Origin of the sequence: Microcoleus sp. C2D2 (assembly GCF_036702495.1) — a bacterium.
Lineage (GTDB): Bacteria > Cyanobacteriota > Cyanobacteriia > Cyanobacteriales > Microcoleaceae > Microcoleus.
Genome location: NZ_JAUBTO010000061.1, coordinates 8,193 through 34,327 on the forward strand (window position 1 = coordinate 8,193; position 26,135 = coordinate 34,327).

Genomic DNA, 26,135 nt, shown 5'->3' on the forward strand with positions numbered 1-26,135 from the left:
TGGGCTTCTTGGCCTCAGCATTCTTAAGAACAGGCAAGATGCCTGTTCCACAAAGTGTCAACTTTTTGTGGGGAGTAGGGGTTGGGCTTCTTGGCCTCAGCATTCTTAAGAACAGGCAAGATGCCTGTTCCACAAAGTGTCAACTTTTTGTGGGGAGTAAGGGTTGGGCTTCTTGGCCTCAGCATTCTTAAGAACAGGCAAGATGCCTGTTCCACAAAGAGTCAATTTTTTGTGGGGAGTAGGGGTTGGGCCGAAGATGCCGCCCATAAATTACAAATATCGAGTTAACTGGACTCGATAGCGTTCCTTCTTAGTAACAGCAACTTCCCCTATTTCCAATCTTCCCTTGCCCGTAACAGCAATTAAATCTCCCGACTTGACATTATAACTAGCTTGAGTAACGTCTTTCCAGTTAACTCGCACGTCGCCGCTGTCAATTAAATCGGCCATTTTGCTGCGAGACATTGCGAATCCAGCGGAGGCGACAGCATCCAATCTCATGGATGCTTCAACGGTTGTCATTTCTTTCTTTTTGGGTTCTCTAATTTTGAGTTCGCTCAACTCAATGCGCTGAGTTTTTACAGGAACCGATCGCACTTGCTGCAAACTCATCTCCAAATACTCTACCATCTCGGGCATGACAATGGCTTGCGCGCCGCGTTCACCCAAAACAATCACATCGCCCGTTTTCTCGCGGACAATTCCCGTACCCAACATCGCCCCCAAAAAGTCGCGGTGGGAAGCTGTATCGAACAAGAAATTGCCAGCGATTTCTACCGCAGCAATGCTAACGCTAGCAGAGTCGATCGGGATATCCGATCGCGCGATCGCAATTCTTTGTCTTTCAGCTTGCGGGTAGCCGCCCCAAGCCACTACTTCCACGTCTGTTAACCGCTTAAATACCGTCAGAGTGTCCGCCAATTCTGGAGGCGACAGAAACTCAGTCTGAGTAACTTCCCAAGTTTTAATTGCTTGTTCGGCTTGGTCGAGTACCCGCGCCACACATTCGCGGTTTTCTATGCCTTTTAACAGTTCTTCTCTTTGTAAATTCGCCATAATTAATATCAACCTACAAAATATCACTTAAATCCAAAACAAAACCCGGTAATACATCTTCGCCTGACAGAGTTGCAGGCGAGTCTAAAATTTCCACATCTGAACCTTGACGGGAGATTTCAACTTTTCTATTTTTGCGATCGAGCAACCATCCCAACCTCGCTCCATTTTTCACATACACTTTCATTTTAGCCCGCAATTTTTCTAGGGAGTCAGTGGTCGATCGCAATTCCACCACAAAATCGGGACAAATCGGCGCAAATTTCTTTTTTTCTTCAGCAGTTAAAGCATCCCACCTGTCGCGGCGCATCCAAGCAGCATCGGGAGAAATGTCTGTACCGTCGGGCAGCTTAAATCCAGTTGAAGAATCAAAAGCAATTCCCAAATGCTTATTTTGACGGCTCCAACCTTCGAGTTGAAAACTTAGATCCGCATTCCGTCTGCCTGTATCGCTACTCGCAGGCGGCATAATAATTAATTCTCCCGCTGCAGTGCGCTCAAATCTCAAATCCCGGTTGTCTATACACAACTGAAAAAACTGCTCGTCTGTTAATTCGATCGTTAATTCTAGGGGAGAAGGTAGGGGGATAGTTTGTAATTCCATAACTGCCTCCAAATATTACACGAGTTGACTGTCAACAGTTAATAGTTAACCGTCAACAGTTGACAATCAACACATAACTAAGTCTCTGTATAACCTTGGATATTTTCCGGTTCAAACTGCCGCAAAATCTTCGCAGCTTTCCCAGTCAAATCATCAGTACCCTTAACCGCAATCAAATATTTACCCGCATTCAAACGGTTGCGGTAGGGCAAAGCATCGCCGCTGCCAAAAGCCATGCCCCCGGCCCCGCCAACAACAAAGCTGCCCATCCCGCCGGCGATCGCACCTAGCACTCCGCCGATGGCGTGATCGCCAATTTCGCCCGCCCAGGCAAAAGTCTTCAACTGAGTCATCAGACTGAAAGTAACGCCAGCAATAAAGCCAAACGGCACCAGCCAAACCGCCATGAGTTTAGCTTGTTTATTCGCTTGCTGGTTGGGGTCGATCAAGCCAAATTCATCAGCAGTTTTGTAGCCGCGGCCCAAAATGCTCACTTGCTTCATGGGCAAGCCTTCTTTTTCCAGAGCATTGTAGGCAGCTTCGGCTTGAATTCGATCGGGCAGTACGGCGATAAGATAATTCATATAAAATACTCGGTAAGTGGGAAACTCAATGGCTTCAGCCTTGAAAGGAAAACGACCCGGCGGTTTCAACCGCATTGAATCCCCCTTGCAGGGAGAGGGGTATGGTAGCCCCTCTTGGAGATATGGTTGTCTCCGACCTATTACTAGGTAACGTTCGCTTTGTGCCTTTGTTGTAAGGGCTTGTTAAGCTTGCAGCACTGCCGAGCGTGACTTTAAGACTGTTTAACTACAAGCGACAGAGCGGAAAACTAGCGTCGCATTCAAGGAGTGTCGTGACCCAAACAACGTAGTCAATGAAGACTTAGGCCCGTCAGTATAGCTTGCTTCGATCTCTCTTACAAGCTCAGTGGCTTTAGCTCGCTCGTTACTGACTGACAATAATTCCTGATGGTTAGGCTCGGACACCTAGAAATAATTATAGTCGGAAAAGACATACTAGCTAAGCAGTTCCGGGATTGCCAGACCGTCCGAGAGTGCGCGAGCCCCCAAACCTAAAATATTTCAAGCAAAAACGGTCGGTCAAGACCGAATGCAGATACAATTCAAACTGCACAAAGGCAAGCTTGAGCCGGGCCGTGAGATACTGCCCTTGGTTTAAGCCTCAACTTTGTGCTCGCCAACGCGCTTGCCTATTTTTACTGATTCCACTCAATTGCTTGCTATGCCTAAAGTTCTAGTATCCGATCCGATCGACCAAGCCGGAATTGACATCCTCTCTCAAGTCGCGCAAGTTGACGTAAACACAGGGCTCTCAGCCGAAGAACTGGTACGAATTATTCCAGATTACGACGCTTTAATGATCCGTTCTGGCACCCAAGTTACCAAAGAAATCATAGAAGCCGGGAATGCACTCAAAATCATCGGCAGAGCCGGTGTCGGTGTAGATAATGTCGATGTACCCGCCGCTACCCGCAAAGGAATTGTAGTCGTCAATTCCCCCGAAGGCAACACGATCGCCGCAGCCGAACACGCGATCGCCATGATGCTCTCGATGTCCCGCCACATCCCGGAAGCCAACGCATCCGTCAAAGGTGGTAAATGGGAACGCAACCGCTTTATCGGCGTAGAAGTTTACAAAAAAACCCTCGGCATCGTCGGTTTGGGCAAAATCGGCTCGCACCTCGCCGCCTCCGCCAAAGCAATGGGCATGAAACTGCTCGCCTACGACCCCTTCATCTCCACCGAAAGAGCCGACCAGTTGGGCTGTCGCTTGGTAGAACTCGAACTGCTGATGCGCGAATCCGACTACATCACCCTGCACATCCCCAAAACCCCGGAAACCCTGCACTTAATAAACGCTGAAGTGCTGTCGAAAATGAAGCCTACGGCCCGCATCATAAACTGCGCCAGAGGCGGCATCATCGACGAAGCAGCCCTCGCAGAAGCCATCAAAGAAGGCAAGATCGCAGGCGCAGCTTTGGACGTTTACGAACAGGAACCGCTGCAAGCCGATTCCCCGTTGCGGAGTGTCGGCCAAAACCTCGTGCTGACGCCCCACTTGGGAGCATCCACAGCGGAAGCTCAGGTGAATGTGGCGATCGATGTTGCTGAACAAATTCGCGACGTGCTGTTGGGGCTGCCCGCGCGATCGGCTGTCAACATACCCGGCATTTTCCCAGACTCGATCGAAAAACTCAAACCCTACCTGCAACTCGCCGAAACCCTCGGCAACCTCGTCAGCCAGCTAGCCGGAGGCCGAGTCGATTACCTCAACGTCCAACTCCAAGGCGAATTGGCCAACAACCAAAGCCAGCCCGTAGTCGTTGCCGCCCTCAAAGGCCTGCTCTCCCAAGCCCTGCGAGAGCGCGTTAACTACGTCAACGCCAGCATTGAAGCAAAAGAACGCGGAATTCGCGTCGTCGAAACCAGAGACGCCTCGATTCGCGACTACACCGGCTCCCTGCACCTCTCGGCCAAGGGAACTCTCGGCGAACACACAGTCACGGGTGCAGTGCTCGGCGAAAGCGAAATTCGGATTACCAGCGTTGACGATTTCCCGGTCAACGTTTCCCCCACTCACCACATGCTGTTTACCCTGCACCGCGATATGCCGGGGATTATTGGCAAAATTGGTTCCCAATTGGGCAGTTTTAATGTCAATATTGCCAGTATGCAAGTAGGCCGTAAAATCGTGCGAGGCGATGCCGTCATGGTTTTGAGCCTCGATGACCCCCTACCCGAGGGGATACTCGCCGAGATCCTAAAAGTTCCGGGAATTCGGGATGCTTACACGGTAAATCTTTGAAGGATTTTGGAGTTTAGATTTTGGATGCAAGGACTGATAATTGGTAATGGGCAATTGGTCATTGGTAATTGGCCTTCCAAGCGGGAATTTTTCGATTAGCCAATCCTCATTCCTCACTCCCCAGTTCCCAGTCTCCAGTTCCCCGGGGCCAATCTACAATCTAAAATCTAAAATCTAAAATCGTTATGGCACATAGCTGGTGGGAAATTAGAATTCTTTGCGATCCGGCGCTGGAAGATATCATCTTTTGGCGTCTGGAACGGTTTAGCTGTCGGGGAACTGCTACTGAGATCAAAAGCAATTCTTGCCTGATGTCGGCTTATTTGCCCGAAGAACAAGCAGGATTGCTGGATTTGGCCGCTCTGTCTCTGTGGCTGCGCCAAGATGCTCTGTGTGCAGGTTTGCCCCTACCTGCCATGCAGTGGGATTTGATTGAAGAGGAAGACTGGGGCAGCACTTGGAAGCAGCACTGGCAGCCTCAAGAAGTGGGCGATCGCTTTTTAATTAATCCGGCCTGGCTGCCCGTACCAACTGATACAGATCGCCTCATTTTGCGTTTAGATCCCGGTGTGGCCTTCGGTACCGGTACTCACGCTACTACTCAACTTTGTCTGGAGTCGCTGGAAATGCGGCTCGGTTTTGATGACAAAGAGTACGTAGTTGCCGATATCGGCTGCGGATCGGGTATTTTGTCGATCGGCGCCGTGTTGTTGGGCGCTACAAAAGTTTATGCTTTGGATACAGATCCTTTGGCAGTGCGATCGACCATTAGCAACAGACAACTCAACCGCGTTAATTCTCAGCAGTTGGTTGCAGAGCTCGGCAGTATCGATCGCTTGAAAGAAATGGTAGATGAGCCGATCGACGGTTTGATGTGCAACATTTTAGCAGAAGTAATCATTGATTTAATCCCGCAGTTCACCGCAATTAGCAAACCCACTACTTGGGCCGTGCTCAGCGGCATTTTACTCGAACAAGCTAAGCCAATTGCTGACACACTCGAACAGCACGGCTGGATTGTCGCTACTCTGTGGAAGCGCGAAGATTGGTGCTGTTTTAACATTCGGCGAAGTTAACAATATGGTAATTGCTAATTCCTAATTGCTAATTGGTAATTTTGTGTTCATTTTTCATCTTTGGGAAGTGAATTTAAATAAATCTCGAACCTGAAAATAAACCGGGCCAGCCCAGTAAAAAGCATTGACCAAAATCAACAATCCTTTACCAGCATAAGAATTAACCAAACCAAAAACGCGGTATGTTGACAGCAGCACTAACAACATTTCAACCAAAGAAACAATTGACCCGTAGTGCTTCCTATCCCAATAAGAAATCGGACTGATAAAACGGTAATTGCTGAACGGAAAAAAGTGTCTGTGAGCGTCGTCATTGTGGACTGGCAAATCTCCCAGAGAGTGCAGGATGATGCTGAGAAACAGAATTTGCACGCTTGGCCAGCCCAAGTAATAAGCAACTAGCCAACCAATACCCGCCAGAGGAATTGAATGAAACAGAGCCACAATATTTTGCACAAAAGGCTCATAATATGCTTTTGACCAAATTGTAGCTTCGGGCAAGCGAGCAATGTATTTCGCCCAAAAGTAAAATAAAAATATCGGAATATCCGGCAAAATTCCGCCCGTAACGATGAGCAAATTCAACTCAGAATGCTGGGTTCTACCGAGAATTGCCAGATTGATAATTGCGTGGCTTGGTGTTTTCATGATAGACGCTTAAAATGGTAAGTAAAACAACTTAAATAAACCCAAGAGAAGCGCTCGGGTTTCACCAATGGTAACTATATGGCAACTGCGATATAATTATAAGTTATTATAAGTTAGCTGGAGAAAACAGTAGATCGTGGCACAAATAAACTTTCTTGCTGATTTTAAAGAAATAATTACCCAAGAGCTTTGCAGTTTAGGTCATCCTCCAAAAGATGAAGAAAACCTTGATACCGTTTTGACAAGGTATCTCAATTTATTGCTAAGAATACCACCAACTATTGTATGGACTGTTGAGCAGTCTAAAGAATTGGAAAACAAAATTATTCCACAGGAAATTACATTAGGTTTGCAGCAGTTTATTGAGAAAGCTAAGTCTGGTCAAGATTTAAAACCTCATCTCAGCATAACCCTCAATAAGCCAGGCTACAAAGACCTCATGTTTTACGACTGGGGAGTGTATCACTTCCATTTAGGTACTAATCCTCATCCCAGGCATCAGGAATTTCTTGAACGAACAGACGATCTCTTATTTGCTATTGCAGACTCCCGTAAGGCAATGATGTATTTAATCGATATCCATCCACATCAAGGAGGATTTACAAATCAAGACTTACTAAGAATTATCGAAGAGAATTGGCGTGAAATTCTCGATCGAGACACTCTAAAGCGCTGTGTCGGGTTGCCATACAATGCTTCTGACAGCGATATTAAGCGTCTTCGGGAAGCTGGTATAGACCCTATTCTTCAAACTCCTGGCGGTCGCGTCTTGAGCCAGATGGGAGGGGGAATCACAAGTGCTGGAAATAGCAGTCGCATCAAAACAGACGCAGATCGCATAATAACTAATGTTGGTCAGGCTGAGGATTTTTTCATCCAGCAACCAGATACCATAGCAGTTTACTTTAACGATAAATATGCCAAGAATTGGGATTGTCTAAAATTTAAACTTAAATCATTTGAAGCACCAGTAAAGATAGAGGAGATAACAACAGGTGAAATTATCGAATACCGTCAGCAGGGAGGAAGGTGAAGCATTTGGACACCAAACACTTTTGTTTTCAACATAAATTGTCGCCCAAATGCTTCACCCCTACATCTCGCTTAAAAGCTTGAGATTATTTGTTGGAGATGTCTTAATTAAGGTAAAATACCATAACTACAAGAAAGGTTGCACTCGATCGATCAACTGCGCCGGTTGCAGCACTCCCTCAATGCGATGGACCTCAGCGCCATTTTTGAACAGCACCAAAGTCGGCAAAGCATAAATGTGATACTGCGACGCCAACTGGTCGTACTTATCCGTGTCAATTTTGACAACCATCAGCTTGTCTTTCATCTGACCGCTCACTTGCTCCAAAATCCCTGCCATAATCTGACAAGGCCCGCACCAAGTAGCATAAAAATCTACCAACACCGGCAAGTCAGAGCCGGATACTAACTCCTCAAAACTGCTGAACTGTTTTTGAACTGCCATAAGACAAAATAATTTTTTTGGTTCTGGCTCGATTTTAGTGCAAAATTCTCTGGTAGATTGCGAGGATACAATTATGGAACTATTGCCAGAGACTTTTCAGAGATTGCGGGGTCAAGTTGCTGTCGTGACCGGTGCGTCGCGGGGAATCGGTCGCGCCGTTGCTTTAGCCCTAGCGGCAGAGGGCGCTAAAGTCGCCGTAAACTATGCGAGTTCGAGTGCTGCTGCTGATGAGGTGGTAGCAGAAATAGTCGCAGCAGGAGGAGAAGCTGTGGCACTTGCAGCAGATGTCTCGAAAACTGACCAAGTAGATTTTCTCACCAGTAATGTCATGGAAAAATGGGGACGGATTGACATTTTGGTGAACAATGCAGGCATTACTCGCGATACTTTGCTGCTGCGGATGAAGTTGGAAGATTGGCAAGCGGTAATTGATTTAAATTTAACTGGCGTGTTTTTGTGTGCGAAAGCTGCCAGTAAAATCATGCTGAAACAGCGAAGCGGCCGAATTATTAATATTGCTTCGGTTGCTGGGCAAATGGGCAATCCGGGACAAGCTAATTACAGTGCGGCGAAGGCTGGGGTAATTGGGTTTACTAAAACAGTGGCGAAAGAGTTGGCGAGTCGCGGGATTACTGTGAATGCAGTTGCACCGGGTTTTATCACTACAGATATGACTAAGGATGTCAAGTCTGATGAAATTTTGAAGTATATTCCGCTGGGGAGATATGGGGAAGTTGAGGAAGTTGCGGGGATGGTGAAGTTTTTGGCGGCAGATGCGGCGGCGGCTTATATAACCGGGCAGGTTTTTAATGTGGATGGGGGGATGGTGATGGCTTAGGATTTGGGGATTTTTTTAACCGCAGATATCGCACAGGCTTTCTGGCCTGTGCCACGATGAAGGCGGATATCTGCGGTTGAATTTATGTCTGTTAGCGTATTTGAAGTGAAATTAATTAGGCTAAATTTACATATTTTCAGTTTATTTAATAAATAATAATTACTTTAAGGCGGCACGCAACTGACTGAGGACTTTTTTGTATTTGGCAATGCGTTGAAAATCTGCCTCTGTCGGATTGGCGATGCGACGAATATCGAGGTTATGAGTAACATCAGCGATTTTGACTCGCAATGCGATCGGGTTAGCAATCACACGCTCTAAATAAGTTGCATAAGCTTCTCCTTCTATTTTGGTAATCGCCGCAATCGCCGAGACTAGAACTTCAGGAAAACCTTCGCTTCTAAGTTGCTCAAGTGTAAGTTCAGAATCTTCGACCGCATCGTGTAGAACCGCTACAATTTTCTGCTCTAGAGATTTTACATTTTCCATCACAAATAGCGGATGATCGAGATAGGGATTGCCTGCCTTATCAACCTGCCCCTCATGAGCTTTAGCGGCGATCGCGATCGCTCGTTGTAGTAATGATTCGTAATCTGAATTCGTATTTGACAGCATAGTAAATAAGTTCTCTATTAAAGTTTGAGTCTCATCGCGGGGAAAAGGTAGTGTGGGAGTTTTTATTTTAAATATTCCTGCAACAATTTCCAAGCCATTTGAGTACCTTCCCCGGCGTTGACTTTTTCAAAATCTACATTTTTTCTCAAAACTACCAAACCCACACCTTCTTTGATTTCTATTCGATCGCAGTCGCTTACTATGGCCAAAAAAAGGTGGTTTTTTTGTAAAATTTTTCTATCTTTTTGGGTCTTTTGGTGAGTAAAAGTTGTGATAAACTCCATTTTGTAAAAATTGGTTGTGAGGCAAGTTTCTTCCTCCATTTCTCGCAGGGCTGCCTGCTTTGGACTTTCTCCAATGTCCACGCCACCACCAAAAGTAGAAAGCATTCCTTGACTGGCAATACCTGGAATATTATCTCGCAGTTGGGCCCCAATCTGACCGTTGGGGAGCATGAGAAAAATGCGAACAATTGACTGAGGAATATTCATCTTATCGAGGGAATAACAAAACTCAAAAAAGTCGATCTATAGTTTTCTAATTTGAATCCAAATTTGCCTAATCCAATTGTACACCGCAGCAGACAAAGCCAGTAACTTATTGACAAAACTTTGCCCAATAGAACCTTCTCCTACCTCAGAAACTTCTTCGATTTCCACGGGCAGCGGTGCCATCCCGACTACTTCATACAGCGGATATTCGCCACTTTTACCCGGAATTTGCACTGATACGCGCCGATTGACGATCGCCAAATCCTTAACTTCCTGATAAGTATCCTCGGAAATCAAAAAACTTGTTCCCACTTGCTTGTTCGCCGCTTCAATCCGGCTGGCAAAATTCACCGCATCCCCGATCGCCGTCACTGTCTGATTTTTCGACGCGCCCAACATCCCCACAACCACGCAGCCGCAGTGAATGCCAATCCCAATCCGCAATCGGTGACGGTATAAAGTCTCAAAATAGGGATTGAGTTTCTCTAGTTCCTCCAGCATCTCCACTCCAGCCCTCACCGCTTGTTGGGCCGCCTGGTCTGAATTTTCCAACCCAAACAGCGCCATAAAACCATCTCCCATATAATTATTAATCATCCCGCCGTTGCGGTTGATCGCATAACCCATTTTTTGGAAATAGCGATTTAAAACATAAATTACATCGTAGGGCAACAGCGATTCTGAAAACGCAGTAAAGCCTCGAATATCGGCAAACAAAATTGCAATTTTCTTCTCTTGACCCACAGGAGTAGAAATCAACTTTCCGGCCATTTCGTCGTTAAATGATTCCAAGTCCTCAGAATCGATCGCCAGCCGGCGCAAAATCACCTTGCCGCCCGCAACCTGCGTCTGACAGGCTAGCCTAATTTCCGGCTCTAGGCGCAATTTTTTGGCGAGCTCCTCTTCCGGCGAAGTGCGGGGAGAGCAAAATTGTAAACCTTCGACAACTAATACGCGACAAGTCGAACACCGGGCACTACCGCCGCAGATGTGGGTGTGGGGAATGCCTGCACGCAGCGAAGCTTCGAGAATTATATCGTCGTCGTCTATCTCGATCGAGCGATCGTCCGGCAGATAGTGAATCTGTGGCATAGGGGGCGCATCTAGCTAATTAGCGAGGAATCTCGCGGACATCTGTTATTGCAGCGAACCTGTATGGAAACCCGGTTTCTCGGCATCTTTTGTGCACCCCCTGATTCCGTGAACCAACCTGACGATCGACGGAGTACCGTTAGACCCCAGGCTTCTTTTTCCCTCGATGCCAGGGCTTTTTTTAGTGACGTAGAACCACCGCCACTTTCGTAATTATAGCCAATTCTTTTGATAAGTTTGGCTAAATTTTCCTTTCGCTCCCAGGACTCCCCACACTGACAGGAATGCCATCAATCTGACCATTCTTTAGGCACTTTGTCGATCGCATTCCCACCCTGTCGATAATTTCCCTTGGGGTCAAGGAATACAACGCTTTTACCTCATTTCCCAGCGACATATTTGAGCACCGCAGTAAATTGACCCGCTTGCCGCATCAAGTATTGATTTATTCAAACCGCTTTTAGCCGCTTGACCCTTAGGCAACTCAACCAAATTGCCATCTTCAATATCAGTCTTGACTGGGGCGCGTTTACTCCTGTTCTTAAGACTCAAATCCTCTACCACCCAAACATCACACTTATCAAATAACTTATGTGTTGTTTTGAATGAGAAATCCCATCTCGTTCTAGCTACAAACTGAGCGAGCTTAGAAATCTTGCCTTTGAGGATTTTCCCGGGCTTAGAACCTTTAATCCTGCTAGCTAGCTTCGACCTTTGTCTTGCCAGCTTCTGAGAAGACTCTCTTAAGAATCTCTGGTTTTAGACTTGTTCTCCATTGGATAGGTAGGCGTAAATAGTAATCCCTAGATCGATACCAATACTGTTTTCTGCTGTCGGTTGAATTTCTACAACCGTTACTGGAACTGTTCGATCTTCTAGCGTTACGGAAATATGCCCGACCTCTGCTTCTGAGATAACCGTTCCAGTCTTAACCTTGAATCCTTTCGGTATTTGTCTATGGAATACCATTGGCACTTGACCTACTTTCGCGGTAGTCTCTACACATCCTATGAAGGCTCATCTTTGATAATCTTCAAATTATCAAGTTGAGAACCAGTAAGAGATTTGTAGTAAAATCAACCCTTCAATTTATGCTTGCCTCTACGATTGCCATTTTAATCGGGATCGTAAAATTTGAGAAGGAAGTTTCTACAGGATTTACTACATCCTGTAAAACTTGGGAATCCAAGGATTTGTAATCAGGGAAGAGTTTTTTGGTGTTTTTCCAGTCAGACAACTGTACATTCAACCACTGCACGTTACCACCATCAATGTTTGAGAAAACATCACCCTTTTTTGTTAAGGGATTACCAGAGCCATCTTTTTTTTTGCCATTTCTCGTTTGCACTCTTGTGAGAAGAATATCGTTGTAGATTTCCTCTACTGAAACTATGGAGGCAGTTAAAGGGCCGGCATTAATCGGTGTTCTGGTCGCTTCCCACTATTTAAATCTTTCGCCTAATCGGTAGTTGTATTGCCGACGGCAAAGTTCGAGGTGAGTCGCTATCGTTACCGTTTGATGTTTAGTGGGTTTTAGCCTGTACTTGTAGGTTAGTTGCATAAACTTCCTTGTTTCGACCTAGTTACAATATACTATATTTCGTCACATTGTTATGATTGTATTACTGTTTCAATCTGCAAGAAAGTACATTGAAAATCAGGATGCTCCCGACATACAATTGACCTGCGTGTACCTAGACCGCCACGCCTTTCATTTTTGATCGGTGATTTATTCGGGGTACGGAGGCCTTCTTCGCCTTTAACACCCCTCTAAATACACGCCTTGGACGAACCGGCTGTTAGTTAACTATAAGTCGCGATCGGCATTTGCTTCTGGTTTCGTCAGCTCAACCGCCAAACTGACACCAGTTTAAAAAAAGAATGCAACTCTAGGCAAGAACCCAAATCTTAGCTCATCAGTCATTCCCAATTCTCAAATCTAAAATAGTATGATTCAGCAGTAAAATCGCTACCGCACCGTGAAAACACCCCAATTCAAGCCCTCCGTCAAGGCTGTGGAGTCAATCTCAAATCTTAAATCGAATGACACAATTCTTAATAAAATTAATATCGCTCAAAGCCCGATAAATCCGTTATCCAATCCCCTTCAACCGCCATATATTTTTAGGATTTTGCGGAGTTTTGCTGTGCAAACCTTACTTGGCAATAGTTTCAGCTTTTTGGCTCTCTAACAACCAGCCAATTTTAGTGAGATAGAATAGCAGCATCTTTAAAACCAGTATAAACATGACTTCATCAACCGTCCTAGAAAGCATCGAAAAGCACATTCCCATCGTGGGAGATTTGCATACCAAAAGTCCGATCGCCTACGCAGCAACCCGCCTCGCAGCCAGTGCAGTTAACGCGGCCCACATGGCAGTAGCAGAGTCTTACATCAACGGCTTAGAAGTACCGGATTCAGTATTGCGATCGCTTTTTGATACCTGTATGCCCGTATTGTTTAAGCATTGTCCGTCCCTGCTTGCCCCCTACGAATGGGTACTGAGAGAAACAGATCGTACCGCCGAAGGGTCCCGGGATTTAATGAAAATTCACTACGACTTGCCTCAAGCAATGCTGAATCGGATGTTAGGCGACGGCAAACTCATTTATCCTAAATACACCATGGGGTTGTGGGAAAAAGGAGCGGCCAACCTTGAACAATCGCAAATGCAGATGATTGATGATGTGATTGAGAAGCTAGACATTCAGGATGGCGATCGAATTTTAGACTTTGGCTGCGGTTGGGGTTGCGTCCCCAATTACATTCTTTCCAAATTCCCCAATGTCACCTTTACGGGGATTAACTTGAGCCACAACCAATGCGAGTATATGCGTCAGAAGATGCAAGACCCCGAAAGCTACCTCAGTTCCGGTCGATTTACCCTATATGAAGGCGATATGAACGACGCCCAATTTGACACAAAATTTGATAAAATTCTCTCGATAGGCGTTTTTTGTCATGTAGGTAATTTAACGAAAGCTTTCCAAAAGCTTGCCTCTTTCCTGAAGGATAACGGCAAAGTTTTCATTCACATTATCACAGTCCGCACTCCCAACAATATGTCCAGCACTTTCACCCACAAATACATTTTCCCCCACGGTCGTTTCTGGAAATACGATGCCGTTCCCAGCCACAACAAAGACCTCAAAACCATAAAAACCTGGTATCTCAACGGATACAATTACTCTACAACCTTAACTAATTGGCTGAAAAATTTTGATGATTCTCAGGCAATAGTCAAAGATTTAGACTACGGCATGGACTATGCCAAATTTCGTCGCATCTGGCGGTTTTTCTTGATTTGGGTGGAAACTAATTTCGCGAGTTGCGATGGTGAATATAACGGCAACGCCCAATATTTAATGGTTCGTGCATAACCGCTAATCAGTAGACCAAGCTCAAAAAGCTCAAAAAACCCAACACCCCGAACCTCGACTTATCAAATAAGTCGGGGTTCTCAAGTGCGAGCTACTTATCCGGAGAATGAAACCGTTCTATGTCGATTTAGGGCGATAGACAAGTGTTGCCTCCTTTTGAGGAATTTTTCCGAGATCAAAAAAATCCGGAATAGGACGGTCGAGCGGCGAAGAATGTCTATATCAAGCCGGATTCTAGTCGCACAATACTTTTTAAATTCCATCGTCGATCGATAGTGACTATCTCCGAGCTTTTACTACAAAAAAAGGGTTGATTTATACAATGGTAGACAATATGGAACTTTCTCTTCCTCAAAACGATCCGAACCAAGAACAGCGCAAAGATTACTTGAATCGCCAGCAAACAGCTTATCAGTTTGACTATGGGAGTTTATCACCTTTGGCATTATTGAAAGATGTGCCTGCCGACGAGAACTTTTCGAGCAGGTATATTGGAGAACGGATATTAGCAACATCGGAACTTCCAGCAAATATGTTGGCATCCGATGCGAGATCTTTTCTAGATCCTCTTGACGATCTCCAAGACTATGAAGACTTCTTTACTGTGCTGCGGCTACCTCCTGTTGCCAGAATTTACCAAACCGATCGCTCTTTTGCAGAACAACGCCTGTCTGGAGCAAATCCGATGATGCTTCGCCTGTTAGATGCCAACGATCCTCGGGCACAAACACTGGCGAACCTTGCGACTTTGCACCCATTATTCGATCGGCGCCAAGAGTTGCAGCAAAAAAATATTTACATTGCCGATTACACAGGTACTGACGAACACTATCGCGCGCCTGCTATGGTTGGAGGCGGAACCTATGAAAAAGGCAGAAAATTCTTGCCGAAACCGCGGGCTTTTTTCGCTTGGCGGTGGACGGGAGTCCGCGATCGGGGTGAAATGACACCTATTGCCATTCAACTAGATCCGAATCCAGATAGCCATGTCTATACCCCATTAGATCCTCCTATCGATTGGCTGTTTGCGAAACTCTGCGTACAAGTGGCAGATGCTAATCACCATGAAATGAACACGCATTTAGCTCGAACTCATCTGGTGATGGAACCAATCGCGATCGCCACCGCCCGACAGTTGGCTAACAATCATCCCCTTAGCCTACTGCTGAAACCGCACTTTCGCTTTATGTTGACCAACAACGATCTGGCACGTACTCGATTGATCAATCCCGGCGGGCCCGTCGATGAATTGCTAGGCGGTACCTTGTTAGAGAGCATGGAACTGGCTAAAGAGGCGTACAGTACCTGGAGTCTCGATCAATTTGCCTTTCCCACTGAACTGAAAAATCGGGGAATGGATGACCCAAATCAACTTCCTCACTACCCTTACCGAGATGATGGATTGCTGCTGTGGAATGCGATTAAAACCTTTGTCTCGGGCTATCTCAATTTCTTTTACCCGACGAAGGAAGAGATCGCACAAGATGTGGAACTGCAAACCTGGGCACAAGAATTAGCCTCTGATAATGGCGGTAAAGTCAAAGGAATGCCAGACCGCATCGACACAGTTGAACAATTAATTGAAATTGTCACCACTGTAATTTTTACGTGCGGCCCGCAGCATTCAGCAGTCAATTATTCCCAGTATGACTACATGAGTTTTGCCGCCAATATGCCCTTGGCAGCCTACCGGGATATTCCTAAAATTACGGCGTCGGGTAATCTAGAAGTGATTGCGGAAAAGGACATTTTACGGTTGCTTCCTCCGCAGAAACGAGCCGCTGACCAACTGCAAATTATGTTTATTTTGTCCGCTTATCGATATGACCGTTTGGGTTATTACGATAAATCTTTCCGAGAACTCTACCGGATCAGCTTCAATGAAGTTTTTGGGGGAACGCAGATCGAAGTTTTAGCCAAAGAGTTCCAGCAAAATTTGAATATGGCAGAACAAAAAATTGATGCCAACAATCAAAAACGAGTAATCCCTTACTTTTCTCTCAAGCCTTCGTTGGTGCTCAATAGCATCAGTATCTAGAATTAAAAATTCAGCACAATATCTCAACGTAGGGTGCGCACTGCGCACCTTACTCTGTATTAGCCGTTTTTGAATTCTTCAACAATCGAGCAATTCACGGCCATTGTACCAGAGGAATCAGTGAAGGTGACTCGATCTTGATAATGTCGTGGGGTTTCCATCAGTAACCGCCAAGCTTGGCCAGCATCGATTAAATTCAGGCTCGGGATAGTGAATTTTTCACAACTCTGGCACCATAATACGCGGTTACTAATACAAATTAATAGCATTATCTTTCTGAATCTACCAGTGGGAATATTTTGTATGTAGAATTGTCAGCCTGACGGGATAACAACCCCGTCAGGTCAAATTGGTAGTTAGCGTCGGTTTCTAGCTGTAATTTGGGGGTAACTTGTGAGGGTAACGGGTGTATTTAGCTATGGCAAAGGTGTTACAGCAGAATTATCAAGAGGGCAATTTACCGAAGTTTTCCCAAAATAATCAGTTAAGGTGACTTCATCTTTGTAATGCCGAGGAGTTTTCATTAACAATTGCCAAGCTTCACCAGCATCCAGTAAATTCATCCGCCCAGGATAGTGAATTTGGATCAACTCTTGAACCAAAGGGTAATAGTCTGAGTTAAGACTAGGGAAAATATGATGCTCCGTGTGATATGAAAAATTGAAATGCAACAAATTAACTATTTTGGGAACCCGTATTGAAAGACTATTAATCAGCGGGTCATTAACACTCGTCATCCGACAAATCAGGTGATTTGTGTAGATATAAAACATTCCAACTGTATGACCGATTGCTAAGGGTAGCAAGTACCCAAGAACGATTTTTAGCGCATGAAAGTCTAAATAGAATAAAATGCTAAAATGCAGGCATAAAACCGCAAACAACTCAAGAGCAATTTTCAATCTATCTTTCTGACTGACTGTGAATGCAGCGGGCACATAATCCACAATTTTATTATTAAACAATAGGCTCGACGAGATGTGGCAAAATTGATGAAATAACCACGATGCTGGAAGTCCTACTATTAATAACCAAGATGGCTTATCAATCGCTGGCGCAAAGAAATTCTGAATCCATTTTCCCCAACTATTCGGCTGGTGGTAAAGGTAATTGCGATCCGGATCTTCTAGATAATTTGTTTGACTGTGATGTACAATGTTATGAACATATTTCCACTGAGTAGAAGGCATAAACATCATTGCAAACCCTAGAAAACTAATTATATGATAAGTCATACGAGACTTTTTATTGACGCTACCGTGAATGAAATCATGGGAGAAAAATCCCATAGTTACGATACTATTACCCATAATTAAAGCTAAAGGTAAATAAAGCCATAGAAGATAGATTGGCCACTGATCTAGACAATCGGCAATCCCCCAACCCAGTAGCAAAATGGCCATATTAATGAACAGTATAACCAACTTGCTAGAATCTGGTTTAAAGGCTTCTGATGGCAGGAGTGGGCGCAATTTCTTAGCGTATACTGAGTGGTGAATTAGGGTTTCTTCGCCTAAAGTCGGCGTTGCAGTGTTGTCTAGAGTATTGAAATTTTTTTCGGATTTCATGCTATTGCTAAGAGGATTTTCAGGTGACTTAATAAGTTTCTAAATTTAATTAGATCCCGTACCCGGTTTGAGATAAAACCCACACATAAATCCGGCGGCTTATTGTCAGGATGGGGAGATTTTATCTGTCTCCACGGTGGCTATCCGGGAGCTTGTGACCAAATTGCTTGAGATCGAGGCTGCCTGATTGTTGTACTAAAATAGTATTGTATCCTATAAATAGAATTTTGGCACAACTATTAAAGGCTTACGCATCGATAATACTCTGCCACTTTTCACTTGGGTTTAATCCCCACAACCAATCCTAAATAACCTATAAGATTAAAAAAGTCCGTTTCCCTGAACAATTTCTTTAATTGTCGTCAGGGTATCTAACCCGATCAATCCCCGACGATAACCTTTTTGGTTGGACATTCCCAAAAATATCGCATCTCCCCGATTTTGATAACGCCAAAACCGAGGCGAGGCATTAATAAAAGTTGAGGCGCTGTTAACATCCAGAGCAAATTGGCGACTTTCTAAGTAAGATTCAGTGGCGATGCAGTCAGCGTGACCGCTGCTGTAGCGGTTGATCCAGCCGATCGCAATCTCTAAACTATCGACAACTTTAAACGCTATGGTTTTGTTTAAATAAGGTTGAGTCCACTCGTATGGTTCCGCCAGCTTTAAGTCTGGGAAATCTGCGACGAGATCCGCATCGGCGCTAATTTGAAAGCCTTTTTCTTTTAAAGTGTTCCACAGCCTGACTAAGGAAGAAGGCTTTTGGTTGCGATCGATGAGCACTTTCTCGATCGCGTTAACAGGATCGGGCACGCTTTGATGGCTGTCCAAAATCATCCACCTTGCCATCTCCAAACTGCCAGTCGGCGACCAATAAAGGTAACAATTGCCCATTGCCGACCTCAACACGGGTGCTGTGCACAACCTTACAACTTGCTGCACCAAACTCGGCCTGCCGTAGGGAATAATTAAATTGAGATATTGGTCTTGAGTGACCAATTCTCGGATGGCAGCGCCCCGATCCGGCGGCAGTACCTGCAAACATCCTGACGGCAAACCGACCTCATCGATCGCCGACACCAAAGCTTCTCCAATTACAGCATTAGTTTGCCAGCTTTCGCTGCCACCTTTGAGAATCAAACTGTTAGCGCTTTTGAGACACAAACCGGCTGCGATCGCCCCCAACTCCGGAAACGCCTCGTAAATTAGGGCGATCGCCCCCAGTGGCAGCGACTGACAGTAAACTTGACACCGATCGACCTGATAAGAAGCATTGATCACCCGACCGATCGGATCTGGCATTTCCCCCAACCGTTCCAGAATTTGCACAGTTGTCTTGATCCGTTCCGGCGTCAGCTTCAGCCACTCCACTATCAAGTCGGGTATCGCCATGTCCCGACTCGCTTCTAGATCCAGAGTATTTGCTTCTAAAATTTCATTTTGCCGACGTTTCAGCGAACCCGCCATCGCCTGCAAAGCTGCTGCGCGATCCCTACTCTTTGCCGCGGCCAGATCCAAAGAAGCTTGATAAGCCCGGCGGGCGACATTTGCCGCATCTGATGAATGGGTAAAATCCTCTATTATCATCTAGCTAACGCCTGTAAGCCAGCCATACCATCAGCGCCGGCAGCATTGCTAGCAGCACGGCGACCATTGCCCACAGAATAATATTCGGGCCCGGCGAGTGCAGCGCCAAGGGCAACCAAATCCCTAGCGGCACCAATATCATACCCAAAGCCAGTGGCAAGTAATGCGCCTTCAAACCCGGATGCGCTCTGTTCCACTGGTGGCCCGTCCACCGCCAAGCCTGCTTGTAAGGATAGTTTGTTGATAGTTGCTCGATGACGTGTCCGCTTTCCTCCAATACAAATATTTGCTGACAGCGGTTGCAGCCAAAGGCTTCTGTCAACGTTATTGGCACGAGACGACCCCGGCGCCGGCAAGGACAGGGGTACTCATCGTTTAAGTCAATCTTTGGAGCTTTTTGAGATGGCACGAGCGATCGGATAAAAAAAGCGTTTTTGCAAAAATAATCGTTAACATATCCACTTTATCAAACTTGTCAATTCTGCCCGATCGAGGCTTTCAACTGCCTGTTCCGAGCGAGCGCCCGAGTGGCAATTGTGACTTGCAAGTTTTCTACTCCACTTTACCACTAACTTAAGTATTTTCAACCATCCTTAGGAGTATACCGAAAACTTTCTTACTCTACTTTCCGGTTTTCTTGAGCTTTTTTTGCTTTTCTAAAGCGGGTGACGCGATTCGAACGCGCGACATTCACCTTGGCAAGGTGACGCTCTACCACTGAGCTACACCCGCATTTCCTGCGGTATTAACAATATTGTCTCAATTCCGAGAATCTGTCAAGTCTTTTTAGTAAGTTTTTTTCACAAACCCAGTAAAACCCCCCCAAAGCCACTCCCCACCTGAAATTGCAGCAGCCAGAGTATTAACCAAATCAGTAATTGCCGTGAAGAGTGACCGCCATCCGCCGACGGCAAAGCTACAATCAAGCTGGAATTGTGGGAGAACACTGTCATGTCAGATTTAAATCGCGGAATCATGAAGTTCAAGGGAGCTGACAGTCCTATAGCGATCGCCATTTCGGCGATCGTCATTGCCTCGGGAATCGGTTTCTTGATCTGGTGGGCGCTACAATCAGCCTACGCCTTAAGCTAACAGACTGCTCCAACCTAAAAGCTAGAAAGCATTGCTCAGAAGGCAGAATTCCAGAAAAATTCTGTCTTCTGCATTTTTTTGCCCTTAGTCTTGAGTTTATTGCGATCGACTGCTGATCGATCGCTGACGATCGAATGATTGCCATAAATCATCCCATCGGGCGAGTCGCTAGCATTATCCAAGATGACTCCCCGAGCCACTACTTTTGTAGTACACTTGTAAACAAGGCGCGCCGAGAGCGCAGTTTTAAATCCAAGTGTTTGCAAGGGTTGTATCTCAACAAAAATTTATGGCAAGCTTTCAGGACATCTTCAAATACTACAATCGCTACTGGAAAATATCAGTTTACAGCATAGGGGCATCCAGTGTTTTGGCACTAGCCGATTTGCTTGTTCCCTACGCGATCGGTCAAATATTAAACGTATTGTCGGGTCAACCTACAGATACAACAACCCAAAAACTGATAGCAGCGATCGCCTCTTTTACCCAGCACTCACCCAACAAAATATTATCGCTATCCGTCTTGCTGGGCATAATTTTTCTGGTAACAGTAGCCAAAGCACCGATCGAACCTTGGGTAGGAAATTGGTTCCACTGGGCGATACCGTTGAGGGCGAGGCGCGATCGAATGAGAGGTGCGATCGGGAAAATCCTCACCTTACCCCTAGAATTCTACGACGAAAACAACGCCGGACGGATTGCCAGCCGCATAGCCAAAGGTATCGGCAACCATACTTGGACATATCCAGAAATTGCCGGCCAATTCATCCCCGAAGTCGCCCGCTTAATCGGCATTTTTGCCGTTATCTGGTTAATTGAGTGGCGGATTGGCTTATTAATTTTGGTTTCATTCCTATTTATCCTCAGTTTCACCCTCAAAAGCCTGCAAGAGGTGACTGCGCGAGAAGAAATTCTGGATGAATACATCGAAGATACCGAAAGCCGCAACTCGGAAATTATCACCAACATCAAAACAGTCAAAGCTTTTGCGACAGAAAGCGATGAACTCAAAAGGCAAACAACCAGACTCGATCGCGAATTAAAAGTCGTGATCCACCGCATTCACAAAGGATACGTCATCATGGGGACATACCAGCAGACAATTGTCGAGTTGTGTTTGTTTTCAGTTCTCGGTTTTAGCCTAGCAGCAACCCTAGGAGGCCAAATATCCCTCGGATATTTTGTTACCGTCTACACGTTAGCAAGCATGGCATATTCCCAACTGCGTCCGATTAGCATTATCGCCGAATTATTGGCGCGGCGCTATTCTTCAATGATCCGGTTCCACGAGTTCATGCAAACGCCAGACGGCGTTGATGCGGTCAATTTAGCAGAAAATGCTCTCACGGCACAGCCACCTTATAAATTTACCGGCAAAGTTGAGATCGGCGGTTTGACATTCGGGTACGACAGTCAAAAACCCGTTTTGCAGGATGTGAATTTATTGATTCATCCCCGTCAAACTGTAGCATTAGTTGGGCGATCGGGTTCCGGGAAATCGACTTTAGTGAAACTCCTGTTTCGCTATTTTGAACCAAACTCCGGCCGCATTCTGATCGACGGAGAAGACATTCGCAGCTTAGACGTGACTCGCTACCGGCAGCGTTTAGCGATTGTCCACCAAGAAGTAGACGTTTTTAACGGTACTTTGCTGCAAAATCTGACTTACGGAAACAGAAATGCAACTTTCGAGCAAGTTGAGGATGCTTGTCGCATCGCCAAAGTAGACGATTTTGTGCGGCTGTTGCCCCAAGGTTACTATACTGTTGTCGGGGAGCGAGGAATGCGCTTGTCCGGCGGTCAGCGCCAGCGGTTGGGGATTGCGAGGGCGCTGTTGGTGGAGCCGGATGTGTTAATTTTTGATGAGGCTACTTCTAGTTTGGATTATGAAAGCGAGCGATCGATCCAGATAGCCATGCGAAATATCCTCGGTACGCGCACCACCATAATTATTGCCCACAGACTGAGTACAATTCGCGAAGCCGATGCGATCGTCGTGCTCGACGGCGGTAGAATCGTCGAAGTTGGCAGCCACGACGAACTCTTGACTCAACAAGGCATTTACCGCCGCCTGCACTCGCTGCAAGAAACCGGGGAATTAATGAATTAGGGATTTGGGCTAAGTCTAGACTTCAGGTGTTCCCGCCGGGCACCAAGCCTAGACTTAGCAATGCGCACTTTAAACAGTATTCAATTTTCTGGCCTGCCACTAACTGACTTATGGGTTCTCAACTTAATGATTAGAGTTTTAAATATAATGTTGCAAAAAAAGAAGAAGCTGCTAGGATGTATAACTGTGGGTACAAATGGGTCGGTGCCCGAGCGGTTAATGGGGGCGGACTGTAAATCCGCTGGCTACGCCTACGCTGGTTCAAATCCAGCCCGGCCCACCACAATTTAAATAAAAATAAAAAGTTAAAAATAAAAAGTTGAAAACTTTGATTTAATATTATTAATTTTTTATGCCCGTGTAACTCAGTGGTAGAGTACCTCCTTGGTAAGGAGGAAGTCACGAGTTCAAATCTCGTCACGGGCTTTTGCTAAATTATGCCATACAAAAAAATAGGATTTGCGGTTGAATTGCTTCTTCAACCCCCCATCCTATTTTTTAACCGTCGCTTGCAAATAAAGCAGCGGGTCTTCAGCAACCCAGCCCAAACCCGAATTGTACCGAACTTCAAAATGCAAATGAGCTTGGGCAATGTCCCGTTTTCCCGTCATCCCCACAGTTCCCAAAACTTTTCCAGACTGGACTTTTTGACCGACTTTTACGGCAATATCTTTCAAATGAGCGTAGCGCGTTTGCTTCCCCGCTTGATGGTTTACCACCACTAAATTCCCGTAATCTCCCTGCGGTCCGGCAAAGGCGACAGTTCCTTCGCCCGTTGCTAAAACCTGCGTACCCTCCGACGCCAAAAAATCTACGCCGCTGTGGAAAAAAAATTCGCGCCGTATCGGATGCAATTGCCGCCCGTAACGCAAAGCTTCAACCGCAGCAGCGGGTAGCGGAAATCCTTGCACCGATGGCGTTGCATCGGGATTTGCAGAAGACCCTCGCGACCTATTCACCGCAGGCACAAATACGGTTTGCCCCAGAGGCCTGCACCCATTCGCCTCAAATAGCAAATCTGCGGGCACTTTGTAAGCTTCTGCCAGTTTTTGCCAATTCCAGCCCGCAGGTACTTCTACCTCGATGCCACTGTACGGAGGAATGACGATCGCACTTCCTGCAGATACTCGACCTCCCCGCAACATCGGATTTATCCCGATCAGCGCCGCAGGCATCACATTGTACTGCCGCGCGATGCTTTCTATTGTTTCGCCCTGGGCCACAGTGTGGCGGCGCAACCGAGACATAGCCGGACTCGGGCAATCGCGGGCGGGGTCGGGGTTTTCTACAGGTGTACCTGAGGGAAGATTTGCAGGTGCGGCCTCGGTATAATCCGCCGTTTTCCCAACGGGTGCGATCGACCAAAGTAGTGCAGAAATCAGCAGAAATAAGCGTTTCAAAGTCATTAGGTAGAGAAAAAAGTATTTATTTCGGACAATTGACAATTTTTGAGTTGAGTGAAACGGCATATTTGCAAGCTAAGGCCGCCTCCCAGACTGTAAATCCCAGGCTAAGCCAAGTTAGGATGAGAATTATTAGTTTTGGTCGCTCTTGGGAAATCAGGCAAAAATTGCCTGTGATGCCGATCGGCGCCTGCCTGTTAACAGCTATGTTCTTGAGGAAGCGGTACGCCCCGCCCCGCTTCCTTCGCGTCGCCAAGACAAAAATGCTTGATTCGGAACGTGTCTGCGGGGATGAGGTATTTAGCGGGAGTTATTAAATGAGTTTATCTTTTAAGCAAACGACCCTTTATGTGACTTTGCTGTCGATCGGGGGAGGCGTGGGATGGTTGGGGAATCGCTATCTGCAAGGCTCCAACAATCTGGAAACCGGATTGGTTTTGCCAGTAGTGCGCCAGCAAATCCCTGGCTATGCGTCTCCTCCAGTTCTGGAAAATCGGGCGGTCGATCGCAGCAATCCCAATTTTATTGCTGAAGCAGCCGAAAAAGTCGGCCCTGCTGTAGTGCGGATCGACGCATCGAGCAAGGTGGCGAATCAAGTCCCCGAAGCATTCAAAAATCCTTTGTTTCGTCGGTTTTTTGGGGAGAATTTGCCGCAGCCGGAAGAACGAGTCAAGAGAGGTACGGGTTCGGGGTTTATTCTGACTCCTGACGGCCGCATCGTTACTAATGCTCACGTTGTCTCCGGGACTGATACTGTCAAGGTGACGCTCAAAGACGGCCGCGAGTTTGATGGTAAGGTGCAGGGAGTCGATCCGCTAACGGATGTCGCTGTGGTTAAGATTAATGCTAAGGAGCTGCCGCAGGTGGCTTTGGGCAGATCGGACAATATTGTACCGGGACAGTGGGCGATCGCGATCGGCAATCCTTTAGGTCTCGACAATACCGTGACTGTGGGCATTATCAGCGCTACGGGTCGATCGAGTTCCCAAGTCGGCATCCCCGACAAGCGAGTCCGCTTCATCCAAACCGACGCCGCCATCAACCCCGGCAATTCTGGCGGGCCGCTACTCAACGACCAAGGCGAAGTAATTGGAATCAATACCGCTATCCGCGCGGACGCTCAGGGCTTGGGATTTGCAATTCCGATCGAAACCGCCAAACGAGTTTCCGATCAGTTATTCGCCAAAGGTAAAGCCGAACATCCCTATCTCGGCATTCAAATGGTCAGCTTGACTGCCGCCACCAAGGCAGAACTCAACAAACAGCTCGATAATAATAAAATTACCCTCGATCGAGGCGTAGCCGTGACGCGAGTCGTGGAAAATTCCCCCGCTCAAAAAGCGGACTTGCGCGCCGGAGATGTCATTCAAAAAGTTGACGGAATTGCGGTGAACACTCCCGGGGACGTGCAAGAACGGGTGGAAAGCACTGTTGTGGGCAAAGAACTAGAAGTGGAAATTAACCGTCTGGGTCAAGTTCAGATAATTAAAGTACGTCCGGGTGCTTTTCCCCTATCGGGTAGCCCCGCCGGTGGGTAATACCATTTTCGATTTTCGATTTTCGATTTTGGATTAAAGAATTGGGGATTAGTTACTGCATAAGGATTTGGAGCTTACCTACCGTTGCATTTTTTTTGAAACTGGTATTAGTGGCAAACGGTGGAGGATGAAAGATGAATCTGATGGTTTATAGTCCTGGACGTAGCAACCGGGTTTTTTCACCAAAACCCTCGGTTTAGCGCGAGGGATAGCCGATTAAAAACCCGGCTTCTTAATTCCCTGTGCGTCCAGGACTGTTTATTTTCTTGAACAACTTTCATCTTTCTGGCTTCCCCAACCCGTCGATCTTTTTACTTGTCTTTGGGAGAGTTTGGTTGAATCGAGCTGGTGCTTGCTAAATTTTCTTCTAAGTGCATCCTCTGCTCCATTTGTCTGAGAAAATAGCCTGTCATCATCGCTGAAGCTAGCAAACCTGCTAAGTTTTCGCGGTCAGTGGTAATTTCGACGTTAAAATGTTCTGAAGGCAAAACGCCCACAAGTCCTTGAACGTTATGAGAGATAATTTCTCTGATTTCTGGGCTGGCGGACTTGGCGATGCGGGCTAGAACCTCCGGGGATTGGTGTTGGAGGTACTTCAGCAGTGGATTGACTGCGGTTTGTTGGGCATTGGAATTGTCAAAGTCAGGGTGAAAAACCATTTGGCGATTCTTAATTTCTGGCTTGTTACATTG

30 protein-coding genes and 3 tRNA genes are annotated in these 26,135 nt (G+C 46.2%); 13 read left to right on the top strand and 20 right to left on the bottom strand.

The genetic code is table 11. The features are described from left to right. The coding region (locus QUB61_RS19870; protein WP_333190084.1) for a hypothetical protein at positions 1–191 on the top strand (191 nt) is incomplete at its 5' end. A gap of 79 nt (positions 192–270) precedes the next feature. Here QUB61_RS19870 and QUB61_RS19875 read toward each other — a convergent pair. The 3 genes from QUB61_RS19875 to QUB61_RS19885 all read right to left on the bottom strand — a co-directional run bounded on the left by QUB61_RS19875 (position 271) and on the right by QUB61_RS19885 (position 2,244). Continuing rightward, complete coding sequence (locus QUB61_RS19875) at positions 271–1,056, bottom strand: photosystem II S4 domain protein (RefSeq protein WP_333131566.1); 786 nt, start codon at positions 1,054–1,056, stop codon at positions 271–273. 13 nt (positions 1,057–1,069) lie between these two features. Beyond that, on the bottom strand, positions 1,070–1,660 hold the full coding sequence (locus QUB61_RS19880) for a Uma2 family endonuclease (protein WP_333131564.1): 591 nt from the start codon (positions 1,658–1,660) through the stop codon (positions 1,070–1,072). 77 nt (positions 1,661–1,737) lie between these two features. After that, positions 1,738–2,244 carry a hypothetical protein gene (locus tag QUB61_RS19885; RefSeq protein ID WP_333131562.1) on the bottom strand — a complete coding sequence of 169 codons (507 nt, stop codon included), beginning with the start codon at positions 2,242–2,244 and terminating at the stop codon, positions 1,738–1,740. A gap of 661 nt (positions 2,245–2,905) precedes the next feature. Between QUB61_RS19885 and serA the strand changes: the two genes are divergently transcribed. Together serA and prmA are read left to right on the top strand one after the other, a co-directional pair. Continuing rightward, positions 2,906–4,489, top strand: a complete 1,584-nt coding sequence (gene serA, locus QUB61_RS19890) for a phosphoglycerate dehydrogenase (RefSeq protein WP_333131560.1) — start codon at positions 2,906–2,908, stop codon at positions 4,487–4,489. Positions 4,490–4,674: 185 nt separating this feature from the next. After that, positions 4,675–5,565, top strand: a complete 891-nt coding sequence (gene prmA, locus QUB61_RS19895) for a 50S ribosomal protein L11 methyltransferase (protein ID WP_333131558.1) — start codon at positions 4,675–4,677, stop codon at positions 5,563–5,565. A 54-nt stretch (positions 5,566–5,619) separates the two neighbouring features. On the opposite strand, the gene QUB61_RS19900 is transcribed toward prmA, so the two are convergent. Further along, positions 5,620–6,213 (bottom strand): hypothetical protein, encoded by a 594-nt coding sequence (locus tag QUB61_RS19900; protein WP_333131556.1) that lies wholly within the window; start codon positions 6,211–6,213, stop codon positions 5,620–5,622. Between the two features lie 136 nt (positions 6,214–6,349). Here QUB61_RS19900 and QUB61_RS19905 point away from each other — a divergent pair, with 136 nt between their 5' ends. Then, on the top strand, positions 6,350–7,246 hold the full coding sequence (locus tag QUB61_RS19905; protein ID WP_333131554.1) for a hypothetical protein: 897 nt from the start codon (positions 6,350–6,352) through the stop codon (positions 7,244–7,246). A 126-nt stretch (positions 7,247–7,372) separates the two neighbouring features. On the opposite strand, the gene trxA is transcribed toward QUB61_RS19905, so the two are convergent. Further along, complete coding sequence (gene trxA, locus QUB61_RS19910) at positions 7,373–7,690, bottom strand: thioredoxin (RefSeq protein ID WP_333131552.1); 318 nt, start codon at positions 7,688–7,690, stop codon at positions 7,373–7,375. A 73-nt stretch (positions 7,691–7,763) separates the two neighbouring features. Between trxA and fabG the strand changes: the two genes are divergently transcribed. Then, on the top strand, positions 7,764–8,528 hold the full coding sequence (gene fabG, locus QUB61_RS19915; protein ID WP_333131550.1) for a 3-oxoacyl-[acyl-carrier-protein] reductase: 765 nt from the start codon (positions 7,764–7,766) through the stop codon (positions 8,526–8,528). Between the two features lie 159 nt (positions 8,529–8,687). On the opposite strand, the gene QUB61_RS19920 is transcribed toward fabG, so the two are convergent. From QUB61_RS19920 to QUB61_RS39965, 7 genes are all read right to left on the bottom strand, one after another. Continuing rightward, positions 8,688–9,236 (bottom strand): HD domain-containing protein, encoded by a 549-nt coding sequence (locus tag QUB61_RS19920; RefSeq protein WP_333131548.1) that lies wholly within the window; start codon positions 9,234–9,236, stop codon positions 8,688–8,690. After that, positions 9,206–9,634, bottom strand: coding sequence for an NUDIX domain-containing protein (locus tag QUB61_RS19925; RefSeq protein ID WP_333131546.1), 429 nt, complete (start codon positions 9,632–9,634; stop codon positions 9,206–9,208). The genes QUB61_RS19920 and QUB61_RS19925 overlap by 31 nt, the downstream gene beginning before the upstream one ends. 36 nt (positions 9,635–9,670) lie before the next feature. Further along, the gene (locus QUB61_RS19930) at positions 9,671–10,726 is read right to left on the bottom strand and encodes an adenylate/guanylate cyclase domain-containing protein (protein WP_333131544.1); all 1,056 of its coding nucleotides are present in this window, start codon (positions 10,724–10,726) and stop codon (positions 9,671–9,673) included. 375 nt (positions 10,727–11,101) lie between these two features. Beyond that, a complete protein-coding gene (locus QUB61_RS39960; protein WP_445300998.1) occupies positions 11,102–11,452 on the bottom strand; it encodes a hypothetical protein in 351 nt (116 codons plus the stop codon). A 33-nt stretch (positions 11,453–11,485) separates the two neighbouring features. Beyond that, positions 11,486–11,695: a hypothetical protein gene (locus QUB61_RS19935; RefSeq protein WP_333131542.1), complete on the bottom strand. Its 210-nt coding sequence runs from the start codon at positions 11,693–11,695 to the stop codon at positions 11,486–11,488. A 115-nt stretch (positions 11,696–11,810) separates the two neighbouring features. Then, complete coding sequence (locus QUB61_RS19940; RefSeq protein ID WP_333131540.1) at positions 11,811–12,074, bottom strand: hypothetical protein; 264 nt, start codon at positions 12,072–12,074, stop codon at positions 11,811–11,813. 93 nt (positions 12,075–12,167) lie between these two features. Beyond that, entirely contained in the window at positions 12,168–12,287 is a 120-nt protein-coding gene (locus QUB61_RS39965) for a helix-turn-helix domain-containing protein (protein WP_445300264.1), read from the bottom strand. Positions 12,288–12,973: 686 nt separating this feature from the next. On the opposite strand from QUB61_RS39965, the gene QUB61_RS19945 reads away from it, so the two are divergent. Together QUB61_RS19945 and QUB61_RS19950 are read left to right on the top strand one after the other, a co-directional pair. Further along, complete coding sequence (locus tag QUB61_RS19945) at positions 12,974–14,107, top strand: class I SAM-dependent methyltransferase (RefSeq protein ID WP_333131538.1); 1,134 nt, start codon at positions 12,974–12,976, stop codon at positions 14,105–14,107. Positions 14,108–14,429: 322 nt separating this feature from the next. Then, positions 14,430–16,145, top strand: coding sequence for a lipoxygenase family protein (locus QUB61_RS19950; RefSeq protein WP_333131536.1), 1,716 nt, complete (start codon positions 14,430–14,432; stop codon positions 16,143–16,145). Between the two features lie 416 nt (positions 16,146–16,561). Here QUB61_RS19950 and QUB61_RS19955 read toward each other — a convergent pair whose 3' ends face one another. From QUB61_RS19955 to QUB61_RS19975, 5 genes are all read right to left on the bottom strand, one after another. Next, on the bottom strand, positions 16,562–17,713 hold the full coding sequence (locus QUB61_RS19955) for a fatty acid desaturase (RefSeq protein WP_333131534.1): 1,152 nt from the start codon (positions 17,711–17,713) through the stop codon (positions 16,562–16,564). Between the two features lie 321 nt (positions 17,714–18,034). Continuing rightward, complete coding sequence (locus QUB61_RS19960; protein WP_333131532.1) at positions 18,035–19,300, bottom strand: glutamate-5-semialdehyde dehydrogenase; 1,266 nt, start codon at positions 19,298–19,300, stop codon at positions 18,035–18,037. Positions 19,301–19,304: 4 nt separating this feature from the next. After that, positions 19,305–19,709 (bottom strand): hypothetical protein, encoded by a 405-nt coding sequence (locus QUB61_RS19965; RefSeq protein WP_333131530.1) that lies wholly within the window; start codon positions 19,707–19,709, stop codon positions 19,305–19,307. Between the two features lie 251 nt (positions 19,710–19,960). Next, positions 19,961–20,032: transfer RNA gene (locus tag QUB61_RS19970), tRNA-Gly, on the bottom strand. A 68-nt stretch (positions 20,033–20,100) separates the two neighbouring features. Further along, positions 20,101–20,253, bottom strand: coding sequence for a hypothetical protein (locus tag QUB61_RS19975; protein ID WP_333131528.1), 153 nt, complete (start codon positions 20,251–20,253; stop codon positions 20,101–20,103). Here QUB61_RS19975 and QUB61_RS19980 point away from each other — a divergent pair. After that, positions 20,252–20,392: a hypothetical protein gene (locus QUB61_RS19980; protein ID WP_333131526.1), complete on the top strand. Its 141-nt coding sequence runs from the start codon at positions 20,252–20,254 to the stop codon at positions 20,390–20,392. The genes QUB61_RS19975 and QUB61_RS19980 overlap by 2 nt on opposite strands. Positions 20,393–20,427: 35 nt before the next feature. Here the strand turns inward: QUB61_RS19980 and QUB61_RS19985 are convergent, their stop codons facing one another. Beyond that, positions 20,428–20,658 carry a hypothetical protein gene (locus QUB61_RS19985; RefSeq protein WP_333131524.1) on the bottom strand — a complete coding sequence of 77 codons (231 nt, stop codon included), beginning with the start codon at positions 20,656–20,658 and terminating at the stop codon, positions 20,428–20,430. Between the two features lie 23 nt (positions 20,659–20,681). Here QUB61_RS19985 and QUB61_RS19990 point away from each other — a divergent pair, with 23 nt between their 5' ends. From QUB61_RS19990 to QUB61_RS20000, 3 genes are all read left to right on the top strand, one after another. Further along, positions 20,682–22,502 (top strand): ABC transporter ATP-binding protein, encoded by a 1,821-nt coding sequence (locus QUB61_RS19990; protein WP_333131522.1) that lies wholly within the window; start codon positions 20,682–20,684, stop codon positions 22,500–22,502. Positions 22,503–22,700: 198 nt separating this feature from the next. Beyond that, positions 22,701–22,785, top strand: a tRNA-Tyr gene (locus QUB61_RS19995). A gap of 71 nt (positions 22,786–22,856) precedes the next feature. Next, positions 22,857–22,928: transfer RNA gene (locus QUB61_RS20000), tRNA-Thr, on the top strand. A gap of 65 nt (positions 22,929–22,993) precedes the next feature. On the opposite strand, the gene QUB61_RS20005 is transcribed toward QUB61_RS20000, so the two are convergent. Beyond that, positions 22,994–23,971 (bottom strand): M23 family metallopeptidase, encoded by a 978-nt coding sequence (locus QUB61_RS20005; protein ID WP_333131520.1) that lies wholly within the window; start codon positions 23,969–23,971, stop codon positions 22,994–22,996. A gap of 56 nt (positions 23,972–24,027) precedes the next feature. On the opposite strand from QUB61_RS20005, the gene QUB61_RS20010 reads away from it, so the two are divergent. Next, positions 24,028–24,222 (top strand): hypothetical protein, encoded by a 195-nt coding sequence (locus QUB61_RS20010; RefSeq protein ID WP_333131518.1) that lies wholly within the window; start codon positions 24,028–24,030, stop codon positions 24,220–24,222. Then, positions 24,223–25,443: an HhoA/HhoB/HtrA family serine endopeptidase gene (locus QUB61_RS20015; protein WP_333131516.1), complete on the top strand. Its 1,221-nt coding sequence runs from the start codon at positions 24,223–24,225 to the stop codon at positions 25,441–25,443. 311 nt (positions 25,444–25,754) lie between these two features. On the opposite strand, the gene QUB61_RS20020 is transcribed toward QUB61_RS20015, so the two are convergent. Beyond that, a complete protein-coding gene (locus tag QUB61_RS20020; RefSeq protein ID WP_333131513.1) occupies positions 25,755–26,102 on the bottom strand; it encodes a DUF760 domain-containing protein in 348 nt (115 codons plus the stop codon). Positions 26,103–26,135 lie beyond the last annotated feature (33 nt).